The sequence below is a fragment of the uncultured Pedobacter sp. genome (genome assembly GCF_913776295.1).
In the GTDB taxonomy this organism is placed as follows: Bacteria; Bacteroidota; Bacteroidia; order Sphingobacteriales; family Sphingobacteriaceae; genus Pedobacter.
Genome location: NZ_CAJYOJ010000077.1, coordinates 93,570 through 112,393, shown reverse-complemented (window position 1 = coordinate 112,393; position 18,824 = coordinate 93,570). Strand labels below are relative to the sequence as shown.

Sequence of the window (18,824 nt, the reverse complement as noted above, 5' to 3'; positions counted from 1 at the left end):
AAAAAGTGCAAACAGAGTTTAGCCTGGTTGCGATGGCCCATAACCTGAGAAAACTTCAGATCAAACAAGAGAAAATGGCTATATAAGGCCTTTTAATCCCAATTTCATGTAAGGTCGATCAAAAGTTAGCCAACAAAATAAGTTCGGTGAGGTATTCTATAGCCATAGAAAAAAAAGCTGACTAGATTAGCATTGTACCTTTTTAGTCAGCCCCCAAATTGCACTTATTGAAAGCAAACAACGACTAATGAATGATGAGGAAAAAGGTGCCTTAAAAGTAAATGAATATCTCAACAATTATTTTGGTCATGATTTCTTGACTTTAAAAGCAGTTGAAGATCAAGATACAATTACAAATGGTAAGAAAATCAGATTTGAAATTGTTAGAAGTGGAAGCAAAGCACATCATCTTAGTGAAGGAGAATGTAGCTTAATTGCATTCTGTTATTTTATGGCTAAGCTCGAGGATATAGAAACTAAAGGTAAAAAACCAATTATTTGGATTGACGATCCTATTTCAAGTTTGGATGGAAATCATATCTTCTTCATATATAGTTTGATAAATTCTGAAATTGTTGCTAGTCAGGAATTCGAGCAATTGTTTATTTCTACTCACAATTTAGATTTTCTGAAATATCTTAAACGCTTACCGGGAGCTTTAAATAAAAATCAAAGTAGATATTTTATCACAATAAGAGAAGGCGAAAAAAGCAGAATTAAAATGATGCCCAAATATCTGAAGGATTATGTAACGGAATTCAATTATCTCTTTCACCAAATATACATTTGTGCAAACGCAGATACCGATGATGACGATCAGCATATAGTATACTATAATTTTGCAAACAACACTCGTAAATTTCTTGAAGCATTCTTATTTTATAAATATCCTAATGCTATTGAACATGACGATAAGCTGAATAGATTTTTTGGAAACGATAGGCAGGCTTCTTCAATGACAGATCGGATTAATAATGAATACTCACATCTTGAAGGAATTTTTGAGCGAAGTATGATTCCTATTGATGTTCCTGAAATGAAGAAAGTGGCTGCCTTTGTATTGGATAAGATAAAGGAGAAAGATAATGAACAATATGATGCTTTATTAAAAAGTATTGGTGTTGAAATTACTCCATAATTTGAGAGAATATGAAAGCAGTACATTTAAAAAGTTGTGGCACTAACAGCGACCTGGGTTTTTTGACTATAAAAAAAATGCAAAAATCAGCCATTTATCTCTCACCAATTAAAACAAAATTCTATATTTATGATACGATACACCTTTGCAATCAGACAAATTTTCTTATTAACAATATAGCTCAGGCGATCCGGTGTAAGTCCGGCCTAATCTTCGGTTTCCGACGTGTGTCGCAGCGACCTGGGTTTTTTGACCATTAAAAATTTACAAGTATTAGCCTTTTATCTCATGACTAATTAAAATAAAATAGCAATCCAGTTAAAAAATATCAAAAATATCCAGGCGAGCAGTTGAAAGTACTGTGCATTTCCGGTCTCCGGCGACGTTCGCAGCGACCTGGTGACTTGATCATAAAAAAATGCAAATTTTAGCCATTTATCTTTAACCAATTAAAATAAAATTCATATCTTTATCATGCAATCTACGTTGGAGCAATTCAACAAATTTTCTTAATTACGATAAACCCAGGCAAACTGGTGGAAGTCCAGCATCATTTCGGTTATCCGACGTAGATTGCGGTGACCTGGGTGTGCGTTAAACTTTTTATAAAATGCAATCTACGAAAAGTCAAAAAAGCGCTTCTATGAGGAAGCTAAAAGTAACCCAGGAGTTACAACCGAACAAAACCTGTAGGTGCGGAGCCTGTGAACCCAGAAAACCAAAACTTCCAAACGGAATGAGAAGGTTAAAAATTCAACCAAAATGTAGGGATTATGCCTGGAACAGATCAATTGTTCCACAAATCATGTTACAAGGAAAATGGTTGGAGCAAATCGGTTTCGAGTGCCATTCACATGTAATTATTACTACCTTACAGGGTAAGTTGGTCATTGAGATTGACAAAGAATAAAATCCAGTAGCCTATCGGCAACATTGTTGGTAGGCTGCTTTAAAATGGGCGATAAACCATTTGCCGACAATGTAACAGTTACAACCATTTGCAACAATACGAAAATATATAATAGCAACTTAAACAAAAAAATAGTACTGAAACGTAAAGATAAAATCATTAAATTAGTAATAGAAAAATATATAAGTAGAACGATTACGACAACGGTCATCTAAAGCGAAAACACTTTTTTATTATTTTTGTAATCATAAATTACGACAGAAAATGAAAACAGCAGGTATAGGTATCAACCTGATATACAGTTACTTTACCTTGCTGAAAAGTTTAAGTCCTGATAATAAATTAGAACTTATCGCCCGACTGTCAAAATCAATGAAAACGACTGAAAAGAAAGAAAAAGAAATCTCTTTGGATGCGTTATATGGCTCTTGGGAATCTGACCAAACCGCTGATGAATTGGTTGCAGAACTTAAAGCCGCAAGAAACTTAACCAGCAAAAGAGAAGAGTTGTGAGGAAATACTTGCTTGATACCAGTATATGTATTTATTTCATCAAAGTAAAGTTTGACCTGCAAAAAAAGCCATAAGCGAAGAAAACTGCTTTTCATCGGAAAAGGATAGGGAACGGACAACCGCTCCGGTAGCATTGAAAATTTTATTTTACATAGATAGCAATGGTGCGGGCGTTTTTTGTTCCATCGGTTAAGGATGTGCGTATACCATTTTTCCATGCAACTGCAATAGATTTTGAGGGGCCTGTTTCGGCGATATAGCCTGCGTTAAAAACATCTTGTCCGTCAACAAAAATACTATTGGCTGTGGCATCGTTTGCAAAGTTTGATGATGTTCCGTTGATCCATAGCGTGGCATAATCAACATAACGGGTTCCCGACGATTTATACTCGCTACCAACCATATACAGGTTATTGTTTGCAGCAAACATTGAATATACATCCGTTGATTTACCGCTTTCTGCAATAGATGAAAGTACACCGTTTTTCCATAAAAATTTACCGGTTAGGCTACCACCTAAAACATAAACATCGGGACCGTTAACAGCTACAGACATGGCGGTGAGGATACCGGGATTGCCTCCGGTTGGCAAATCGCTGTAGCTGCCGTTTTTCCATAGCACCGGCGAACTGAGGCCATTTGAATTCACTTTATATCCACAGATGTAAATGTCGTTTCCATTAGCCGTAACGCTCTGCGCAACACCATTCCATAGAGTTTGCGGGCTGGCTACGCCATTTTTCCACAACGTGGCCCTGATGGTTCTGGCATCATTTTCAAAGCCAGCTACATATACATCGCTGCCTATAATGGCGATAGCATTTGCGGAGCCATTGGCAGATAATTTAGTGGCTATTCCATTCTTCCAGATGATAGGTGTATAACTAGCCATTGATGGGTTGTATTCATTTCCCACAACATACACGTCATTTCCCAAAACAGCTACTCCATTTGCTGTAGTCTCCTTGGTGCCATCGCTAAGATTTGTTGCAACGCCATTTTTCCACAGTTTGGCAACTTTGATAGATGAGCTGTTGTTTTCATAACCTGCTACATATACATTTTTAGGCGGGTTAACTTTGGGTTCTTCTATAATTTCCTGTGGTTTTTTACAGGCACTGGCTAAAATGATCAGGCCAAAAGCGATAATTGATGATAAATTTTTCATGGTTTAAATATCCAAAAAAGTTTTCTGTAATTTGGCGTTAAAAGATTGCCATCTTGAATCTTCCAAATTTAGGCTGCTTTCTTCCTTAGCTTGTGGGGTTTTGATTTTCATTTAAACCGGTATTCTGGCCCCTATGCTTATGAATAAAAACTACCACATCGCTTTTACTGTTCTATCAATATGGGAACACAGATACCCGGATTTTTTTTATACCCTGATTTTATCAGCGAGGCAGAAGAGCAACAATTATTAGATGAGATAGACAGCCAGCCCTGGATGGTAGATTATGCCAGGCGGCTGCAGTATTACGGTTTCCGCAATGAGCTGGAGGCACCCTACGCGCTTATTGGCATTCCGCTGCCCATCCCGCCCATCATTAACGAACTCGGCCGGAAGATACATGCCCTAAACAATCTGGAGTATGTTCCCGATCAGGTAATTATTAATGAATACCAGCCCGGCGAAGGCATCAGGCCGCATAAAGACCGTAACTATTACGAAAACCAGATCTGTGGAATTAACCTGGCAAGCGGCTGTATCATGCGTTTTACCAATGGAAAAACCCACGAAGTAGTGGATATTGAGCTGCCAAAACGTTCGCTGTACATCATGCAGGATGATGCCCGTAAAAAATGGCACCATGGCATACCACCGAGGAAAAAAGACCTGATTAATGGCGCCATTTTGCACCGCGGGCGCAGGGTATCCATTACCTACCGCAAGGTAAAACCATCAAAGGTGCAGGAGATAAACCCACAGGGCAGGGTGGCCGATCTCTTGCGGGAACAATTTAAGGTGATGGTGGCTGAAAAGTAAAATGGCCATCACCAGCAAAAAACATCTTTTCATCCTCGAATGGCACGTGGCGAAATCGCAGTACATTTGCCCCCGGAATTTTTTTTCAGGAGGTAGATGTGCCTTGCGTTTGCTGAAAAAAAAACCTGTTTTGTTCATCCATCTTTAGCGTAACGATTAAGAGGGTGTTCAATTTTGTTGTATCGTGTATTAAACGCTGCAATTGAGCTAAACCCTTAGCGTACTATTCCTTCCGCACCACATGGTACGCTGGCGAAAGCAGCTCGATTCCGGTAGCAGCGAGTTCATTTTGTATGTTTTCAAGCAAACTGCTGTAAATGGATGCCTGTTTCCCGGCTTCATGAGTGTAGGCATTGATTTGGTAGGAAACATAGTAATCGTTTAGCTTGGTTTGCAAAACAAAAGGTTTGGGATCAGGCAGGATGAAATCGGTTTTAAGGGCAGCCTCAATCAACATTTGATAAGCCTGTTGCCAGGGTACATCATAACCCAGCGTAACCTCGTAATGTATAATCAGGCCAATGTTTCTGGCCTGAATGGAGTAGTTTACCGTACTGCTGGAAAGTACCATCGAATTTGGGACCGTTACATCTTCATTTTTAATAGTTCGGATGCGGGTAACCAGCATCGTTTTTTCAATCACATCGCCGGTAACCTCGCCAATTTTAACCCTGTCGCCTGTACGAAACGGCCTCATATAGGTAATGACCAGGCCGGCTACGATATTGGTGATGGCACTGGATGAACCCAGTGAAATTAATATACCCAGAAAAACAGATACCCCCTGAAAAGCTGCAGATCCTGAGCCGGGCAAATAAGGAAAAATGATGACCAGCATAAAGGCATAAAGCATAAAACGCAGGATGTTAAAAGTGGGTGCAGACCACTCCGGATGGAAACCCCTCATTTGGATGTTCCCTTTACCAAGTTCTCTGAAAAAATAACGAATGGCTTTCAGTGCAAACTTAAATATGAGGTAAATAACCAGTATGGTAAATAGGTTGGGCAGATAGGCTACAATGCCGTTTAACGCTATCTTCAACGGACCCAGTATCCAGTTGAGCAAGGTACTGGTCCAGCTTTCGGTTTCAGGGAATACGCTGAAGAGCAAAGGGAGAGACAGGTAAATTAATAAAATGGTAACGAGTAATCTTACCGTACCATTTATTTTTGATAATATAATTTCCAGATCCTGAACAGGAATAACCTTAACCGTTCCGAGTTTAAGGCCTGATTTCATTTTTTGCGTACGCAGGCTGATATACTTTCTGCTCTGTTTGAAAATGAGGTTGATTAACCATACCATCAAAATCAGCACCATCAGAATAAGCAGCGCCAGGCCGATACGTTTTGCCCAGTTGATTAAACTGTGCGATTCCCTTTCGCGTGAAATGCTTTGTTTGATGTTCTGCAAATAGGTATTAGCCAGTTGCGCGTTGGTTTTGCCAAACCACAGGCCATCTAAATTAGACACCGTCATGATAATATCATGGTTTTTATAAACAATATCGAAATTATCGGTCGATGACCGGATGGTTAAGGAATCGGGCGCATAAAAAGCATCATCATAAAGGCTGTTGATTTTTTTGGTGATGGCTGATGCCCTTTCGGCAGCACTGAAAGATCCTGTTCTGGTGTAAATACTAAATAATGTGTCGTGATTGAGTACAACCGGGTAAGCTTTGGCATGGGCTTTTAACTTCCGGATTTCTGCAGCCTGCTGGATATCCCGCAACGAATCGCTCACGGCAATTTTGCGCAGCTTTTCTTCCAGTTCTCTGGTTTTCGATTGGTTGCCGGCAGCATTGCGCAATTGTTTTTCCAGCTGGATTTTGACTAGAGAATCAATCTGCTTCTGCTGTTGATCTTTAATGAGCATCACCTCGTTAATGGCTAAACTTTCTTTGGTAATGGTATCTTGCTGTGCATAAAGCATATGGGTTAACAATGCAAGATTGCATATTAAGATTATTTTTTTGATAAGCATAAGCATCTGTCCATGTTTTGTTTCAGTTAGTGGCCTCATCCAAAGTTAAGGATAGTATTTGCCTAAACAACTGATTGTGGAACAACCTGGTTTAGGGGATTGTTTGCCAAACGCAAAGCCTTTTTATCCAGCTTATCAAACACCTGTTTTTAGCAGGTCTGAAATTAAATTAACCGAATTCTTCAGCTTAAGAATCATCCGGATTTTCAAGCGTTTGTAAGATAGCTGTTTTTTGATCCTGACCTAAATTTTTCCTTTTATTCAGCTGCTTCAGGATTAAATTTTTGATTTAAAATATCCAAAAGGGAAACCGTAAAAGATGTTGGTTGCTACCTCTTAATTTTGGATCGGAAAACTCAACAGGCTTGAATAATTTATGGTAGTGTTATATGTTTAAAAAAGTACTGATCGCCGAAGACGAAGATTTTATGAATGTTGCACTGAGAATAGCATTGGAAGACCTGGGCATTATACAAGACAACCGTGATTATGTAGTGAACTGCGATCAGGCCTACAGCCGGATAAAGAAGGCCATCAGCGAAGCCAATCCCTATCAGTTGCTTATTGCTGATCTATCTTTTAAAGGAGATTTTGAAAAGAGGGAAATTTCTTCCGGCTGGGAACTGATCCGGGCCGTTAAAGCAATACAGCCGGCAATCAAAGTAATGGTTTTTTCTGCAGATGACCGTAAGAACATTGCTGACCGGCTTTTTAAAGATTACCTGATTGATGCTTATGTGCACAAATCGTTTGGCGCAGCTAACGCCTTTAAAAAAGCAATTAAAGCAGTTAACGATGGTCAGCAATATTGTTCGGCCAATCTTCGCCGTTTTCCGGGCGATGAAATTTTAGCTGAACTGACCGGGGAAGAAAAACTTATTTTAACACTGCTCACCGAAGGGTTAAAGCAAAAATCGATAGCGGCCTATTTCAAAAAAAAGGAGATGTCTTCCAACAGTTTGAGCCATATCGAGAAAAAACTTAAAGCCCTTCGGGAGAAATTAGATATTTCGTCGACTTTTCTGCTGGCCTGGCATTGCAAAGAAAGGGGCATTGTTTGACCGAGTTAACCGTGTTTACGATGGATCGTTGCAGGGGAGACCGATGACTGCCAGTAAAAACCTGGATTATATTAAATCCACATCAAATTCGTGATGCCATGGGCCACCGAGATAAGAGAAAACCTGGATGGCGTTGATGCCTATGCTGAAAGCTTCAAATCCGCTGTTGAGTTCCTCATACAAGAGTCTGGCACTTTCAGGGCTTACCTTATTCTGGATGGTAACATGTGGCCGGTAACCCTGCCGGTCCTGAACATTGAGCAGGGGTAAAAAATGTTTAACTAGCAGCCTGTGTAACTGTATGATTTCAGCACATTCCACGCGGTAGGCAACTCCACGGCCCAATTTCATCAGCCCGGTTACCTCAGCAATAAAAGCGGGAAACCTAAAACCTTTAAGAAAAGATATCGTTTCCTCATCGAATGGCAAGTGGTGAAATACCATCAAATGCGCCTCCAGAAAATTTTTTTCAGGAGGAAAATGTGCCTTGCGTTTACCGTTAAAAAAAGACTGGCTTATTTCATCCATCCTCAGTGTCAGAATTAAAGGGTTGTTCATTTCTTCTTTTTTTTTTTTAAAATGGCTGCCATCTTTTTAGCAACGGTTATCCCGAAATATTCCAACAATGCTGCCGTTATAATGGCAGCAAAATAAATCCCTTCTTCAGCGCATGATCAGCAAAAGAAACGAATTTTAATGCCAGCCCCGTGTGTACAGGCTTTAACTGGCAAAACAAAAAATCATCATCCAATTGGGTATGCACCACAAATGGGTTAGGTCCGGATACTGACAAAATGGTTTTAGAGCAGCCTTAATTTTTAGCAAGATAATAATAGATTGCTCAAACCGCCAATTTACAGATAAGGATTTTGCAACTTCCGTTACAACGGCATAACGGTACGCTGGCCGGTTTGCTATCACTTCATTAACGGCAAGTTGATATGATATGCAGGTCGTCTCCGTGTTTTATGCCCGCTTTTTTCGGTAAAGGGGTGCTTTCTTTTTTTAAAGATTGCTGGCCTCATGATTATTTACTGTTAACCTGATGTGTTGAGGTAAAAATTAGCCATGCATGCCAGAATATTTTTATTTTAGTACCTATGCTTACCCTTATAGATTGTTAATTGGAAATGATGAGTGCGATAGAAAAATTACAGGAATTATTGTTTGAACTTACCGGCGTATCTGCCGAAGATTCTTTGCCACTTTTTGCGGGAGTGAGCATGGTTGACCTGGGCAATACCCAAACCTACATCCCGATGGGCAGTGTAAGTCGTAAGGTGGCTTACATTCAAAGCGGCATAATCCGTGCCTATACCGTAAAGGCAAACGGCGATGATGCAACATTATTTATCAGAAACGAAGGGCAATTTATCGCATCCCACGACAGCATTATTTTTAACCAGCCTTCCCGTTTCACCTATCATGCTTTAGCACCCACCACGCTTCTGGAAATAGATTACGATGTACTGGAAGAAATCTTTAAAAGCCATCCGGTTTATGAGCCATTGCGAAACTTTTTTCTGATGAAAATGCTGGGCGAAACATTAACCCATATCGAAACTTTTGTTACCCGGTCGCCCGAAGAACGGTACAGGACGCTGGTGACCACGCAATCGGATCTGGTAAACCGTGTGCCCGATAAATATCTTGCTTCAATGCTGGGCATCACCCCGGTATCATTGAGCAGAATCCGTAAGAGAATGCATCAAAAATAGCGGGATTTCACTTATTATCTTTTGTTAACGAACATAACGGTTGCTGTTTTCTAATTTTGTGATCAAGAAAAATTATTTTTATGGAAAAGATCATCGAACGTACCATCGAAATTTTTAGCCTGTCAGCTGCAAGATATTTTCTGATTGCCGGAGTTCCGTTCTGCCTGTTCTATTTATTATTACCTGAAAAACTCAGTAAGTTTAAGATACAGCAGAAACTGGCCTCGAGAAAAGATTTTATCCGTGAGATATTACATTCGATGCAAAGCACCTTCGTATTTACCTGTATTGCTATGGTGTTACTGCTAACGCCCATTCGGCAATACACCATGGTTTATAGCCACATTAACGATTACCCGGTTTGGTATATCCCGGTGAGTGTGGCGATCAGCCTGGTGATACACGACACTTATTTTTATTGGATGCATGTATTTCTGCATCATAAAAAGGTGTTTAAATTCGCTCACCTGTTACATCACAAAAGTACCAATCCATCTCCATGGACATCTTATAGTTTCCACCTGGCCGAGGGGATTATTGAAGGGCTGGTATTGGTGGTGATTGTATTTACGATCCCGATACATCGCATCGGCATAGTGCTTTTTACAATGGTGGCATTTGCAATAAATGTTTACGGACACCTGGGCTACGAGGTAGCCCCTAAGTGGTTCCGGAAAAGCTGGTTATTCGGCTTATTGAATACCTCTGTACATCATAATCTGCATCATACCCGTTTTAAGGGTAATTACGGATTATATTTTCGGATTTGGGACCGGGTAATGGGAACCGAACACCCTGAATATGTGAAAACCTATGACCAGCTACAGGAAAAACGCTTTGGATCCCGATAAGAAATTTCGAAGTTGAGCAGAGCTGATCCGCATTCCACTATCAAATAGGCTTTTTTGATTGCATTCATCAACATTTGAAGATGGAGAATCCTGACAAAAAAATTAATGCCTGCAGATTCAGGACCCATCTGCATGCCTTGGGCAGATGAGGTATGGCTACCCGGTTGGGCAGCGGGTTCAGGTTTTGATAAACAGATTGATCCGGGTGCATCAGGATATTCATTCATGGTCTCTGCGTAGTTCAGGTATGTTGCTGCAAGGCGGAAAGCATCAGGAAAAGCAATGCAAACTGCTCATCATCCGGGGCCATATTGACACCCGTATTAAAGATAACCAAAACCCCGGCGATTAAGGTTTAAAGTAAATCAAAAAGGTTGCTATGTAAGCGTCATTTCTTCGGTAATGGCGCTTTAGTTGGGTAAAATGTTGCTCGGGTAATTTTCAGGCATTGATCTGGTAGATATTAATTCTGATACTAAAAAAAGGGGATTAATTATATCCATAATTAACCCCTCAATCTAAATTAACGCTCTCAGGCTTTCGCCTGCTGTAGGGCTCTCACCCCCTACATCAACATTTACGCAAAAATTGATCCGGGAGTTTTTCAGCATGGAAAAATTTTCATCAGATAATGGATCAAATAAATCGATTAACAAATTAAGCTTTTAAAATTTACAAACCTTTCCGGCCACTTGATGTTAACTGTAAAGAAAAATAACAATGCAGTTATTGATAATTTTAGCTTAATGGCCGTCGCATCCTACATCCAGTACAATAATCGAGAATTAAAACCAAGTAACCTCTATTATAAAAATCATTTTTTAGAAAGCATTCCAACAGGGGATAACCACGATCAGAAGATTACGTTCATCGTTCAGGACGGTACCGATTTATTACTTTTCGCACAATCAGCAGCGTTGTTCTGGACATCTGCCAGCAAATATCCGCACAGTTTTAAGGGAACAGTCCGGACACGTAAGGGTAACTGCTTTGCCACATTCGACTATCTTGCAGCGAAAAATACAGATTTGATGCTGGAAGTTCAATAATAAATATTCATTCAAAATTTTATTTCAACCATTAATCAATACTGTACGAGGGAATTTCGTTTAATTATCCTTCGGGAAAGAAAATCAATAACGGGCTGGAACTTACCTTGAATATGATTTACCTGTTACTGGACTTATTTACTGACTGCCGTTTTAATAGACAATAAAAAATATAGATTCAAATGTACTTAACCTATTATTATGGAGTCCTTTGACTGGAAAAATATATTTCTGAACGATCTTGACCTTAGCATAGCGGTTGAAATTGGCATCCGTACCATTATTATGTTTGCCCTGGTACTGATCTTCCTGAGGTCAACTGGTAAAAAAGGGGTGAGGCAACTCAGCATTTTTGAGGTAGCGATTATTATTGCACTGGGAAGCGCCGCCGGCGACCCCATGCTAAATGGCGAATCTGCTATCATTCCATCTGTACTGGTTTTCCTGGTCATTTTACTGGTTTACAGGATCATTACTTTTTTCGCCGCCAAATACCAGAAAGTAGAAAATATATTGGAGGGTGTCCCCATGTATATTGTTGAAGATGGCAGGTTTACCATGAATGAGGAGGGGGATGCGAATTTTGCGCAGGATGAATTTTTTGCTGAAATGCGGGTACAGGGCATTGAACATGTTGGGCAGGTGAGGACCGCCTTGCTCGAAACCAACGGCCAGGTGAGTTTTCTTTTCTTTGATGATGAAGCGGTGCAACCGGGCTTGCCCATATACCCAAAGCTATACAATAAGAAAGCTAAAGCCATACCTGAACCCGGACTTTATGCCTGCACACACTGTGCAGAAGTTTTACAGTTAGCACAGCAACAGGCTTGTAGTCGTTGTAATAAAGAGGAATGGGTAGCCGCAATTAGCGATAAGCGTATAAAATAGACTTGTTCACCAGTAAAATGATTTACGCCTGCACTACTGATCAAATTCGAAATTCGTTTCCTGCTGCAATAGGAGATCATATACCACATTTCCATTGCGGATAATGTAGAAAGTATCCATATCGTTTTGCTTGTATCGTATATAGGCAATCAGGTTTTTATTTTGGCCGTCTAAACCGGTAACACCACCTTTATACCGGCCATTGATTACTGCTGTTTCCTGATAAATGTAAACCGAATATAAATCATAATCTTCTAATTTTAAATATTTTACCTTTTGACTTACTTTTTTCTCCAGCCGTGCATAGCTTGATTGTTGGTAAGAAAAGCCGCCCGGGATGTAGAAATAGTCGATCCGGTTGAACTTTAGGCCTGATTTAAACTGATGCGCGCCAGGAGGTAGCGGTTTTAGTTCAAAGTTTTTAGGTTCAGGATTATTGCAGGCTGTAAACAGGGATAACAGAATCATCGGGTAAAAAAGAAGCCGTTTAATTTTCATATGCGAATATAATAATCTAAATGAGGTTGGCTTTGTATATCACAATAGAAAGAATAAGATACAAACCAACTTTTTTATTTTAATAAATAATTGCGCTTTCTCCATATCCGTTGAGCTATTCGTTATTTTTGCCCTGAACAATGGCTAAATGAATCATTTAAATGAAATCTGCAAACCATGCACAAATTGTTGTAGTATCTACTTTTTCTGACCTGGTGGATACCGTTTTTCGGGGCGACCTAAACGCAGCCTGCTGGCGAAGAGAACTTGAAGGTGATTTTAAAGAAATTGTATCTAAACTCGAACTTAAAGCAAACCTGACGGAAGTTTCTATGGATGATCTCCGGACGCTCAAACTTTCAGCACAGGGAAATTTAGCCAGAACGCAGATCATGAATGATTTTCAGCAATTAACGGATGCCGGGGCGTTACCTTCGCTGAATTTAATTAAAAGTTATGAGCGTGATGAGGAGTTTGATTTCATTTCAACAGATGTATACTCCTTCCATGTAGATCGTTCGGCTATTGGTACCGATACTTTTTTATGCACCTATTATGGGGCGGTTAGTGAGATCTTACCTAACCATCTGGCCGAACAAAAAGTGCTGGTGCCTGAGATTAGGCAAAAGCTCAGAGCACTACATCAGGGTACAGCAGCAGAATTTGAAAATTTTTTGACGGAGCATTACTTTGATCTGCATTATCAGGCCAAGGAAGGGGCAATGCCTGTAAAATTAGGATCAGGCCATTTATGGAGACTGGCGGTAGATCATCCTGCGCAGGCATGTTTACCCTGTATCCACCGTGCACCTCTTGAAAATGATGGAGAATACCGGTTATTGCTCATTTGTTAATTGGCTGGGTTATGTTTTTAAGGCGATTTAGCCACTAACAGCTTTTTTTCAGCTATCCGTTTATGGCCAACTACATCCAAAATATCCAAGGTATGTTTTTTATTCATATCATTCAGATATATTTGCATATGTTAAACAACGCCATCTTTTTGCCTGTTATTGTTATGGCTGGTATGGCTTATAGTATCTCGGCCAACAAACTGACTGTTCTGGCTGCCTGCACAGGTGCTACATTGGCCTGTTTGATTTATTCTGCAGCTGGTTACACCGGCGTTGCAATGATGAGTACATTTTTTATTTTAGGTTCTGCAGCCACGTCGTGGCAGCGGCATAAAAAGCAGGCATTTGCTACCGTTGCGGAAACTAAGAACGGGCGGACTGTACTGCAAGTACTGGCTAATGCCGGCGTTGCGGGTATAGCGGCTCTGGTGATTTTATTTTATCCTTCGTTTACTTATTTTATCATTCCGGCAATGGCCGCAGCCTTTGCCGCTGCTACCGCAGACACTTTGTCGTCTGAATTGGGAATCATTTATGGAAAGCGTTTTTATAATATCGTTTCGTTCCGGCCTGACTACCGCGGCATGGATGGTGTAATCAGCCTGGAAGGTACCTTGACCGGCGTTGTGGGCACTTGCATCATTGCTGCTATCTATGGGCTGGGATTTGATTGGAACCAGGATTTTTTCTTTATCATTATTGCCGGGACGTTGGGAAACCTGACGGATTCTGTACTGGGCGCCGTACTGGAGCGAAAAGGTATCATCGGTAATAATACGGTTAACTTTTTAAACACATTAACAGCAGCCTTGCTGTTTTTAGCGATGAAAATTATTTTCATTTAGAAACATGGTGAAAAATAGATGCAGTGAGGTGGTATCATTTACACCCTCTTTTTCAGATTGTAAATGCGCCAACAGCTTTAGATATCAATGTTTTTATCGCTTTCTTCATTGATTTGTAAAATCCCTCATTTATCCCGATCAAACTTTGTCTGAGCCGATTTATAATAAGCGTTTTTGTGATATTTATGTATTATTTAGTTCTGACAAGATCATGAAAAAAATCATTTTTGTTTCAGTGCTGGCAGCCTGTGGATGTTCAGGTTACGGCCAAACCTATCAACCGATTACCAGCAAAAATAAAACCTACCTGGAAACGCTGAAAGGTGTAAGTTATACCTACAAGCAAGGAGTGGTTACCCTAAAAAACAATGGTAATTACACTTTAGGCACGGTGAGTATTGTGGCTTCATCAAAAGTAGATAGTACCTTATTTGGTATTGCTTTATTTGAAGACGGCATTAACAAAGAAGAGACGGCTAAAGCTGAAGTTTACTTCACGACCGGCCGGGGAAAGAAAGTACATGAAGTGCCTTTAAAACAGATTGACCAAAAGAACCTGGTATTATCTTTTGATAAGGCTACCCGGGCGGTCAAATAATTGTTTTAAGGTTTTTCAAATTATTGATCTGAAATATCAGTATTGATAACGATAAGAACCAAGCGACCCTAACAGATCATAAATATTTAACACAGGATTAATAATCGGTATTTAGTTTTGTGGTATAAATATTTGGTTAGTATTTATAAGTTTAGGTTAGTTGATAAAAAAAGCCCGGATGGATATCCGGGCTTTTTTTATATGGCCGATGCGCAGCCTAACCGCAACTCAAGCTTTTGGTTACAATAAAAACGTTCAGTATAGACGGCATGTACGTTATTTCAATGCTGTTACCATATACACATTCTGACCAACCGCACCTTCGTAACCAAATACCAATTTATATTCGTAAAAAATTTCGATTTCGCTTTTAAAAGAATCAAACGATGGTATTTCTTTTGATGCATATTTCGGATCCCATTGAAATTTACTGCCAATTTTTAAAGTGGCTTTATTACCGTTGCTGGCATGGTTGCTGATTAATTGGCCAGGTGTGATGATGTTTTCCATATCTCAAATTTAAATGATCTTATCTCTAAATTTAACGCACAAGCAGCTGATTTGTTTTCTGGTGTAGTGTAACAATGATGAAAGCGTATTGGAAAATAAAAAAATGGTTTTAATTGGCCAGATCACTTTAGCATTTAGATAAAGTGGTATAAAAATACCACATCTCCTACATAAGCTGGCTTGGGTTGGTCTTTAATGACGAGTGTGGCCTGAATGGTTACTTTAGTAATTCCTCTTAAATTGCAAATATTCATAAGCTTAGCTTTTAATTGTACTTCGCTATCCACCAAAACGGGCTGACCAAATTTGAAACGTTCAATACCATAATTAATTTCCATTTTGATATTGCGTACATCTGCAATCTGCTTCCATAAATAAGGAATTAATGATAAAGTTAAATAGCCATGGGCAATTGTTGCCTTAAAAGGTCCTTCATTTTTAGCCTTTTCCGGATCCGTGTGTATCCATTGATGATCTAGGGTTGCATCAGCAAATCTATTGATCTGTTCCTGGTCTATAGTGTGCCATTGCGATACGCCCAATTCTTTACCTAGATAGGACTCGTACTCTTCGAAATTATTGATCACCAACATATTTTTATTTATAAAGTTTGTATTGCTTTGAAAATGCTTAGGCACAACAATTCATCAGGTATATAGTTTCATTTACTTTTCTATGACTAAAATTATTTAATACCTCAATCAGCTAACGGCTTATTTTTAAGGCATTAGGGCTCTTGTTGGCACGGAGCGAAAAGCACAAGTGAGACCTGGTTTGGTAATATATGTTAATACTTATGCTGAACTGGGATCACCATTGTATTATAAATACTGTCTAAATATTTTATTTGATATATTTAAATTAAAATTTAGATTTGTCTAAAATTATATTTAGATAAATCATTATGTGCATGAGATTCCTATTTACCTGTTGCCTTTGTTTTTTTATATCACTACATACCACTGCCCAAAAGGCAACCATTAAAGGTATAATTACTTCGGAGAATAAACCTTTGGAAGGTATCACCATTAAAATTTTAGGTACTAAAAGTTCAGCTAAATCAAATGGTACAGGCACTTATCAGTTAAATGTAATCCCTCCCGCGATTTGTGATCTCCATTTTTCAGGCATCGGTTATCAATCCAAAAAAGTTAGGGTCACGTTAACTGGAGATACTGCTTTTGTTAATGTCGAATTATTAAGTTTAGCTTCGAATTTAAACGATGTGGTCATTACCGGGGTAAACCGGGCCACACAATTACGGAAAAGCCCTGTGCCAATTGCCGTACTCTCTAAAAAATCAATGGACCAGAACGTGAACACCAACTTAATAGAAGCCATTGTGAAAGGAGTACCGGGCATTACGGCTGTTACCACCGGTCCAAACGTTTCGAAACCATTTATAAGGGGCTTAGGGTACAACCGTGTGTTAACTTTATACGATGGCTTGAGGCAGGAGGGGCAGCAATGGGGCGATGAGCATGGTATCGAAGTAGATGAATATGGGGTTACCAGGGCAGAGGTAATAAAAGGACCGGCCAGTTTAACCTATGGTTCTGATGCATTGGCTGGGGTAATTAACATGATTCCCTCTGCGCCTAACTTTGAAAATGGAAAGTTAAAAGGCGACTTTACCGCAAATTATCAAACTAATAATGGAATGATCGGTTCGTCGCTTGGCCTCGCTTACATTAACAATGGTTGGAAATACACCTTCAGGGCTACCGGGAAAACGGCACATAACTACCGGAACAAAATTGATGGATGGGTTTATGGAACAGCTTTCCAGGAATACAATTTATCGGCCAGTGCCAGGGTGGATAAAGCCTGGGGCTCTTCTAAAACAGCCATTACCTATTACGATAACCTAATGGAAATTCCCGATGGCAGTCGGGATTCTTTATCAAGAAAATTTACCCGGCAGGTTTTGGATGATGGAGACGATATTAAAAACAGGCCGATTGTACCGGAAAGTGATCTTCAGACCTATGCCATTAATCCTTTGCATCAACACATCCAACACTACCGGTTTTACAATGCCAGTCAGTTTAAATTCGGGACGAGTGATTTAAATGTATTAATTGGCGGGCAACAGAGCGTCAGGAGAGAATATAATCATCCTACCTGGCCAATGCAGCCGGGGCTTTACGTGGTGTTAAATACTTTTAATTACGATTTTAAATACAACCTGCCCGATTTAGCTGGTGTAGAAAGTACGGTTGGGCTTAACGGAATGTACCAGGCAAACAGGAGCAAAAATGCAACAGATTTCCCTATCCCGGATTATGATCTTTTTGATATCGGCGCATTTTACTTTGCAAAGAAATCGATCGGTAAGGTAGATATTTCCGGAGGAATCCGGATCGACAGAAGAAATATCAAATGGGAAAATTTTTATGTAGGCACAAACGGGCAGACAGGTTTTGATCAACAGGTAAGTGTAGATAACCCGACCGGCAAATTGCAGTTTCCATCATTTACCAAAAACTATTATGGATTATCCGGCAGTTTGGGCTTAACCTACAATATTTCAGAGCGTTTTATGATTAAAGCCAACATCGCAAGGGGATACCGGGCGCCTAATATTACCGAAATCGGTTCTAACGGACTGGATCCGGGTGCGCATATTGTATACTTAGGCAACAGGACGTTTAAACCCGAATTTAATCTGCAGCAAGATCTGGGTTTAATCGCCGCTTTAAAAGATGCTGATATCAGTATAGAGTTGTTTCATAACCATATTCAAAATTACATTTATCAATCTCGTTTAACCGATGCCAATGGCGATCCGGTGGTAATTGTTCCTGGAAACCTCACTTATCAGTATCAACAATCGAAAGCCAGGCTATATGGTGCAGAGATTTCCATCAATTTGCACCCAACCGCATGGGAATGGCTTAGTTTCAATAATAGTTTAGCCTATACAGTAGGATTAAATCAAAACCGGGAGTTGTTGAATCAACACGGTCATGAGGCCAGGTACCTGCCTTTTATCCCGCCTTTACAGGTTCGATCTGAAATCAAAGCAACCGCACAAAAACCGATAGGCGGCCTTTTTACTCAGCCCTACATCAAAGTTGATGTGGCCTTTTTTGCCGATCAGGACAGATTTTATGCGCTTGATCATACAGAAACTTTCACAGCTGGATATACGTTGATAAATGGTGGAATAGGATCAACATTAAAAACAAAAAAAGGGAGAACCATCTGTGATCTTTTTATTCAGGCCGATAATGTTTTTAATATGGCCTATCAGTCCAATCTAAACCGGTTGAAATATTTTGAATATTATAACCAATCGGCTAACGGACGTTCGGGGATTTACAATATGGGCAGGAATTTGAGTTTCAAAGTGATTATTCCGATTTAGGAGCAGAAAATAATGATTAAGTATGGTATGATCGGTTTTAAATAAAGGTT

Annotated in this window: 20 protein-coding genes; 14 read left to right on the top strand and 6 right to left on the bottom strand. The window is 39.7% G+C overall.

Annotated features, from left to right (window positions below; all coding sequences use genetic code 11):
* Nucleotides 1-217: 217 nt before the first annotated feature.
* The 3 genes from QZ738_RS17695 to QZ738_RS17685 all read left to right on the top strand — a co-directional run bounded on the left by QZ738_RS17695 (nucleotide 218) and on the right by QZ738_RS17685 (nucleotide 2,561).
* Nucleotides 218-1,138, top strand: a complete 921-nt coding sequence (locus QZ738_RS17695) for an AAA family ATPase (protein ID WP_367268610.1) — start codon at nucleotides 218-220, stop codon at nucleotides 1,136-1,138.
* A 643-nt stretch (nucleotides 1,139-1,781) separates the two neighbouring features.
* Nucleotides 1,782-2,048 (top strand): SymE family type I addiction module toxin, encoded by a 267-nt coding sequence (locus QZ738_RS17690; protein WP_293789057.1) that lies wholly within the window; start codon nucleotides 1,782-1,784, stop codon nucleotides 2,046-2,048.
* Between the two features lie 264 nt (nucleotides 2,049-2,312).
* Nucleotides 2,313-2,561 carry a hypothetical protein gene (locus QZ738_RS17685; RefSeq protein WP_293789056.1) on the top strand — a complete coding sequence of 83 codons (249 nt, stop codon included), beginning with the start codon at nucleotides 2,313-2,315 and terminating at the stop codon, nucleotides 2,559-2,561.
* A gap of 142 nt (nucleotides 2,562-2,703) precedes the next feature.
* Here QZ738_RS17685 and QZ738_RS17680 read toward each other — a convergent pair whose 3' ends face one another.
* Nucleotides 2,704-3,729 carry a hypothetical protein gene (locus tag QZ738_RS17680; protein WP_293789055.1) on the bottom strand — a complete coding sequence of 342 codons (1,026 nt, stop codon included), beginning with the start codon at nucleotides 3,727-3,729 and terminating at the stop codon, nucleotides 2,704-2,706.
* Between the two features lie 180 nt (nucleotides 3,730-3,909).
* Between QZ738_RS17680 and QZ738_RS17675 the strand changes: the two genes are divergently transcribed.
* Nucleotides 3,910-4,545 carry an alpha-ketoglutarate-dependent dioxygenase AlkB gene (locus tag QZ738_RS17675; RefSeq protein ID WP_293789054.1) on the top strand — a complete coding sequence of 212 codons (636 nt, stop codon included), beginning with the start codon at nucleotides 3,910-3,912 and terminating at the stop codon, nucleotides 4,543-4,545.
* 223 nt (nucleotides 4,546-4,768) lie between these two features.
* Here the strand turns inward: QZ738_RS17675 and QZ738_RS17670 are convergent, their stop codons facing one another.
* A complete protein-coding gene (locus tag QZ738_RS17670) occupies nucleotides 4,769-6,532 on the bottom strand; it encodes a mechanosensitive ion channel family protein (RefSeq protein WP_293789053.1) in 1,764 nt (587 codons plus the stop codon).
* A gap of 389 nt (nucleotides 6,533-6,921) precedes the next feature.
* On the opposite strand from QZ738_RS17670, the gene QZ738_RS17665 reads away from it, so the two are divergent.
* Entirely contained in the window at nucleotides 6,922-7,593 is a 672-nt protein-coding gene (locus QZ738_RS17665) for a response regulator (protein WP_293789052.1), read from the top strand.
* 66 nt (nucleotides 7,594-7,659) lie between these two features.
* Here QZ738_RS17665 and QZ738_RS17660 read toward each other — a convergent pair whose 3' ends face one another.
* Nucleotides 7,660-8,151 carry a 2'-5' RNA ligase family protein gene (locus QZ738_RS17660; protein ID WP_293789051.1) on the bottom strand — a complete coding sequence of 164 codons (492 nt, stop codon included), beginning with the start codon at nucleotides 8,149-8,151 and terminating at the stop codon, nucleotides 7,660-7,662.
* A gap of 572 nt (nucleotides 8,152-8,723) precedes the next feature.
* Here QZ738_RS17660 and QZ738_RS17655 point away from each other — a divergent pair.
* The 5 genes from QZ738_RS17655 (at nucleotide 8,724) to QZ738_RS17635 (ending at nucleotide 12,099) form a co-directional block, all read left to right on the top strand.
* Nucleotides 8,724-9,311 (top strand): Crp/Fnr family transcriptional regulator, encoded by a 588-nt coding sequence (locus QZ738_RS17655; protein WP_293789050.1) that lies wholly within the window; start codon nucleotides 8,724-8,726, stop codon nucleotides 9,309-9,311.
* Between the two features lie 80 nt (nucleotides 9,312-9,391).
* Nucleotides 9,392-10,162 carry a sterol desaturase family protein gene (locus QZ738_RS17650; protein ID WP_293789049.1) on the top strand — a complete coding sequence of 257 codons (771 nt, stop codon included), beginning with the start codon at nucleotides 9,392-9,394 and terminating at the stop codon, nucleotides 10,160-10,162.
* Between the two features lie 105 nt (nucleotides 10,163-10,267).
* Nucleotides 10,268-10,402, top strand: a complete 135-nt coding sequence (locus QZ738_RS17645; RefSeq protein WP_293789048.1) for a hypothetical protein — start codon at nucleotides 10,268-10,270, stop codon at nucleotides 10,400-10,402.
* A gap of 452 nt (nucleotides 10,403-10,854) precedes the next feature.
* Nucleotides 10,855-11,211: a hypothetical protein gene (locus QZ738_RS17640; RefSeq protein WP_293789047.1), complete on the top strand. Its 357-nt coding sequence runs from the start codon at nucleotides 10,855-10,857 to the stop codon at nucleotides 11,209-11,211.
* Between the two features lie 201 nt (nucleotides 11,212-11,412).
* Nucleotides 11,413-12,099, top strand: a complete 687-nt coding sequence (locus QZ738_RS17635; protein ID WP_293789046.1) for a DUF421 domain-containing protein — start codon at nucleotides 11,413-11,415, stop codon at nucleotides 12,097-12,099.
* Nucleotides 12,100-12,132: 33 nt separating this feature from the next.
* Here QZ738_RS17635 and QZ738_RS17630 read toward each other — a convergent pair whose 3' ends face one another.
* Nucleotides 12,133-12,597 carry a hypothetical protein gene (locus QZ738_RS17630; RefSeq protein ID WP_293789045.1) on the bottom strand — a complete coding sequence of 155 codons (465 nt, stop codon included), beginning with the start codon at nucleotides 12,595-12,597 and terminating at the stop codon, nucleotides 12,133-12,135.
* 161 nt (nucleotides 12,598-12,758) lie between these two features.
* Between QZ738_RS17630 and QZ738_RS17625 the strand changes: the two genes are divergently transcribed.
* The 3 genes from QZ738_RS17625 to QZ738_RS17615 all read left to right on the top strand — a co-directional run bounded on the left by QZ738_RS17625 (nucleotide 12,759) and on the right by QZ738_RS17615 (nucleotide 14,894).
* On the top strand, nucleotides 12,759-13,451 hold the full coding sequence (locus QZ738_RS17625) for a DUF1826 domain-containing protein (RefSeq protein ID WP_293789044.1): 693 nt from the start codon (nucleotides 12,759-12,761) through the stop codon (nucleotides 13,449-13,451).
* A gap of 128 nt (nucleotides 13,452-13,579) precedes the next feature.
* On the top strand, nucleotides 13,580-14,296 hold the full coding sequence (locus QZ738_RS17620) for a DUF92 domain-containing protein (RefSeq protein WP_293789043.1): 717 nt from the start codon (nucleotides 13,580-13,582) through the stop codon (nucleotides 14,294-14,296).
* A gap of 211 nt (nucleotides 14,297-14,507) precedes the next feature.
* A complete protein-coding gene (locus QZ738_RS17615; RefSeq protein ID WP_293789042.1) occupies nucleotides 14,508-14,894 on the top strand; it encodes a hypothetical protein in 387 nt (128 codons plus the stop codon).
* Nucleotides 14,895-15,170: 276 nt separating this feature from the next.
* On the opposite strand, the gene QZ738_RS17610 is transcribed toward QZ738_RS17615, so the two are convergent.
* On the bottom strand, nucleotides 15,171-15,404 hold the full coding sequence (locus QZ738_RS17610) for a hypothetical protein (protein WP_293789041.1): 234 nt from the start codon (nucleotides 15,402-15,404) through the stop codon (nucleotides 15,171-15,173).
* 134 nt (nucleotides 15,405-15,538) lie between these two features.
* Nucleotides 15,539-15,997, bottom strand: coding sequence for a MaoC family dehydratase (locus QZ738_RS17605; protein WP_293789059.1), 459 nt, complete (start codon nucleotides 15,995-15,997; stop codon nucleotides 15,539-15,541).
* A 317-nt stretch (nucleotides 15,998-16,314) separates the two neighbouring features.
* Here QZ738_RS17605 and QZ738_RS17600 point away from each other — a divergent pair, with 317 nt between their 5' ends.
* Nucleotides 16,315-18,774, top strand: a complete 2,460-nt coding sequence (locus QZ738_RS17600; RefSeq protein ID WP_293789040.1) for a TonB-dependent receptor — start codon at nucleotides 16,315-16,317, stop codon at nucleotides 18,772-18,774.
* The last annotated feature ends 50 nt before the right edge of the window (nucleotides 18,775-18,824 follow it).

What these genes read in the sequence shown, in the direction of transcription:
- QZ738_RS17670 (WP_293789053.1), bottom strand. Translation starts at nt 6,532, where the DNA reads ATGCTTATCAAAAAAATAATCTTAATATGCAATCTTGCATTGTTAACC.
- QZ738_RS17650 (WP_293789049.1), top strand. Translation starts at nt 9,392, where the DNA reads ATGGAAAAGATCATCGAACGTACCATCGAAATTTTTAGCCTGTCAGCT.
- QZ738_RS17605 (WP_293789059.1), bottom strand. Translation starts at nt 15,997, where the DNA reads ATGTTGGTGATCAATAATTTCGAAGAGTACGAGTCCTATCTAGGTAAA.
- QZ738_RS17615 (WP_293789042.1), top strand. Translation starts at nt 14,508, where the DNA reads ATGAAAAAAATCATTTTTGTTTCAGTGCTGGCAGCCTGTGGATGTTCA.
- QZ738_RS17680 (WP_293789055.1), bottom strand. Translation starts at nt 3,729, where the DNA reads ATGAAAAATTTATCATCAATTATCGCTTTTGGCCTGATCATTTTAGCC.
- QZ738_RS17600 (WP_293789040.1), top strand. Translation starts at nt 16,315, where the DNA reads ATGAGATTCCTATTTACCTGTTGCCTTTGTTTTTTTATATCACTACAT.
- QZ738_RS17675 (WP_293789054.1), top strand. Translation starts at nt 3,910, where the DNA reads ATGGGAACACAGATACCCGGATTTTTTTTATACCCTGATTTTATCAGC.
- QZ738_RS17685 (WP_293789056.1), top strand. Translation starts at nt 2,313, where the DNA reads ATGAAAACAGCAGGTATAGGTATCAACCTGATATACAGTTACTTTACC.
- QZ738_RS17655 (WP_293789050.1), top strand. Translation starts at nt 8,724, where the DNA reads ATGATGAGTGCGATAGAAAAATTACAGGAATTATTGTTTGAACTTACC.
- QZ738_RS17660 (WP_293789051.1), bottom strand. Translation starts at nt 8,151, where the DNA reads ATGAACAACCCTTTAATTCTGACACTGAGGATGGATGAAATAAGCCAG.
- QZ738_RS17610 (WP_293789041.1), bottom strand. Translation starts at nt 15,404, where the DNA reads ATGGAAAACATCATCACACCTGGCCAATTAATCAGCAACCATGCCAGC.
- QZ738_RS17620 (WP_293789043.1), top strand. Translation starts at nt 13,580, where the DNA reads ATGTTAAACAACGCCATCTTTTTGCCTGTTATTGTTATGGCTGGTATG.
- QZ738_RS17630 (WP_293789045.1), bottom strand. Translation starts at nt 12,597, where the DNA reads ATGAAAATTAAACGGCTTCTTTTTTACCCGATGATTCTGTTATCCCTG.
- QZ738_RS17645 (WP_293789048.1), top strand. Translation starts at nt 10,268, where the DNA reads ATGCCTGCAGATTCAGGACCCATCTGCATGCCTTGGGCAGATGAGGTA.
- QZ738_RS17665 (WP_293789052.1), top strand. Translation starts at nt 6,922, where the DNA reads ATGTTTAAAAAAGTACTGATCGCCGAAGACGAAGATTTTATGAATGTT.
- QZ738_RS17690 (WP_293789057.1), top strand. Translation starts at nt 1,782, where the DNA reads ATGAGGAAGCTAAAAGTAACCCAGGAGTTACAACCGAACAAAACCTGT.
- QZ738_RS17625 (WP_293789044.1), top strand. Translation starts at nt 12,759, where the DNA reads ATGAAATCTGCAAACCATGCACAAATTGTTGTAGTATCTACTTTTTCT.
- QZ738_RS17635 (WP_293789046.1), top strand. Translation starts at nt 11,413, where the DNA reads ATGGAGTCCTTTGACTGGAAAAATATATTTCTGAACGATCTTGACCTT.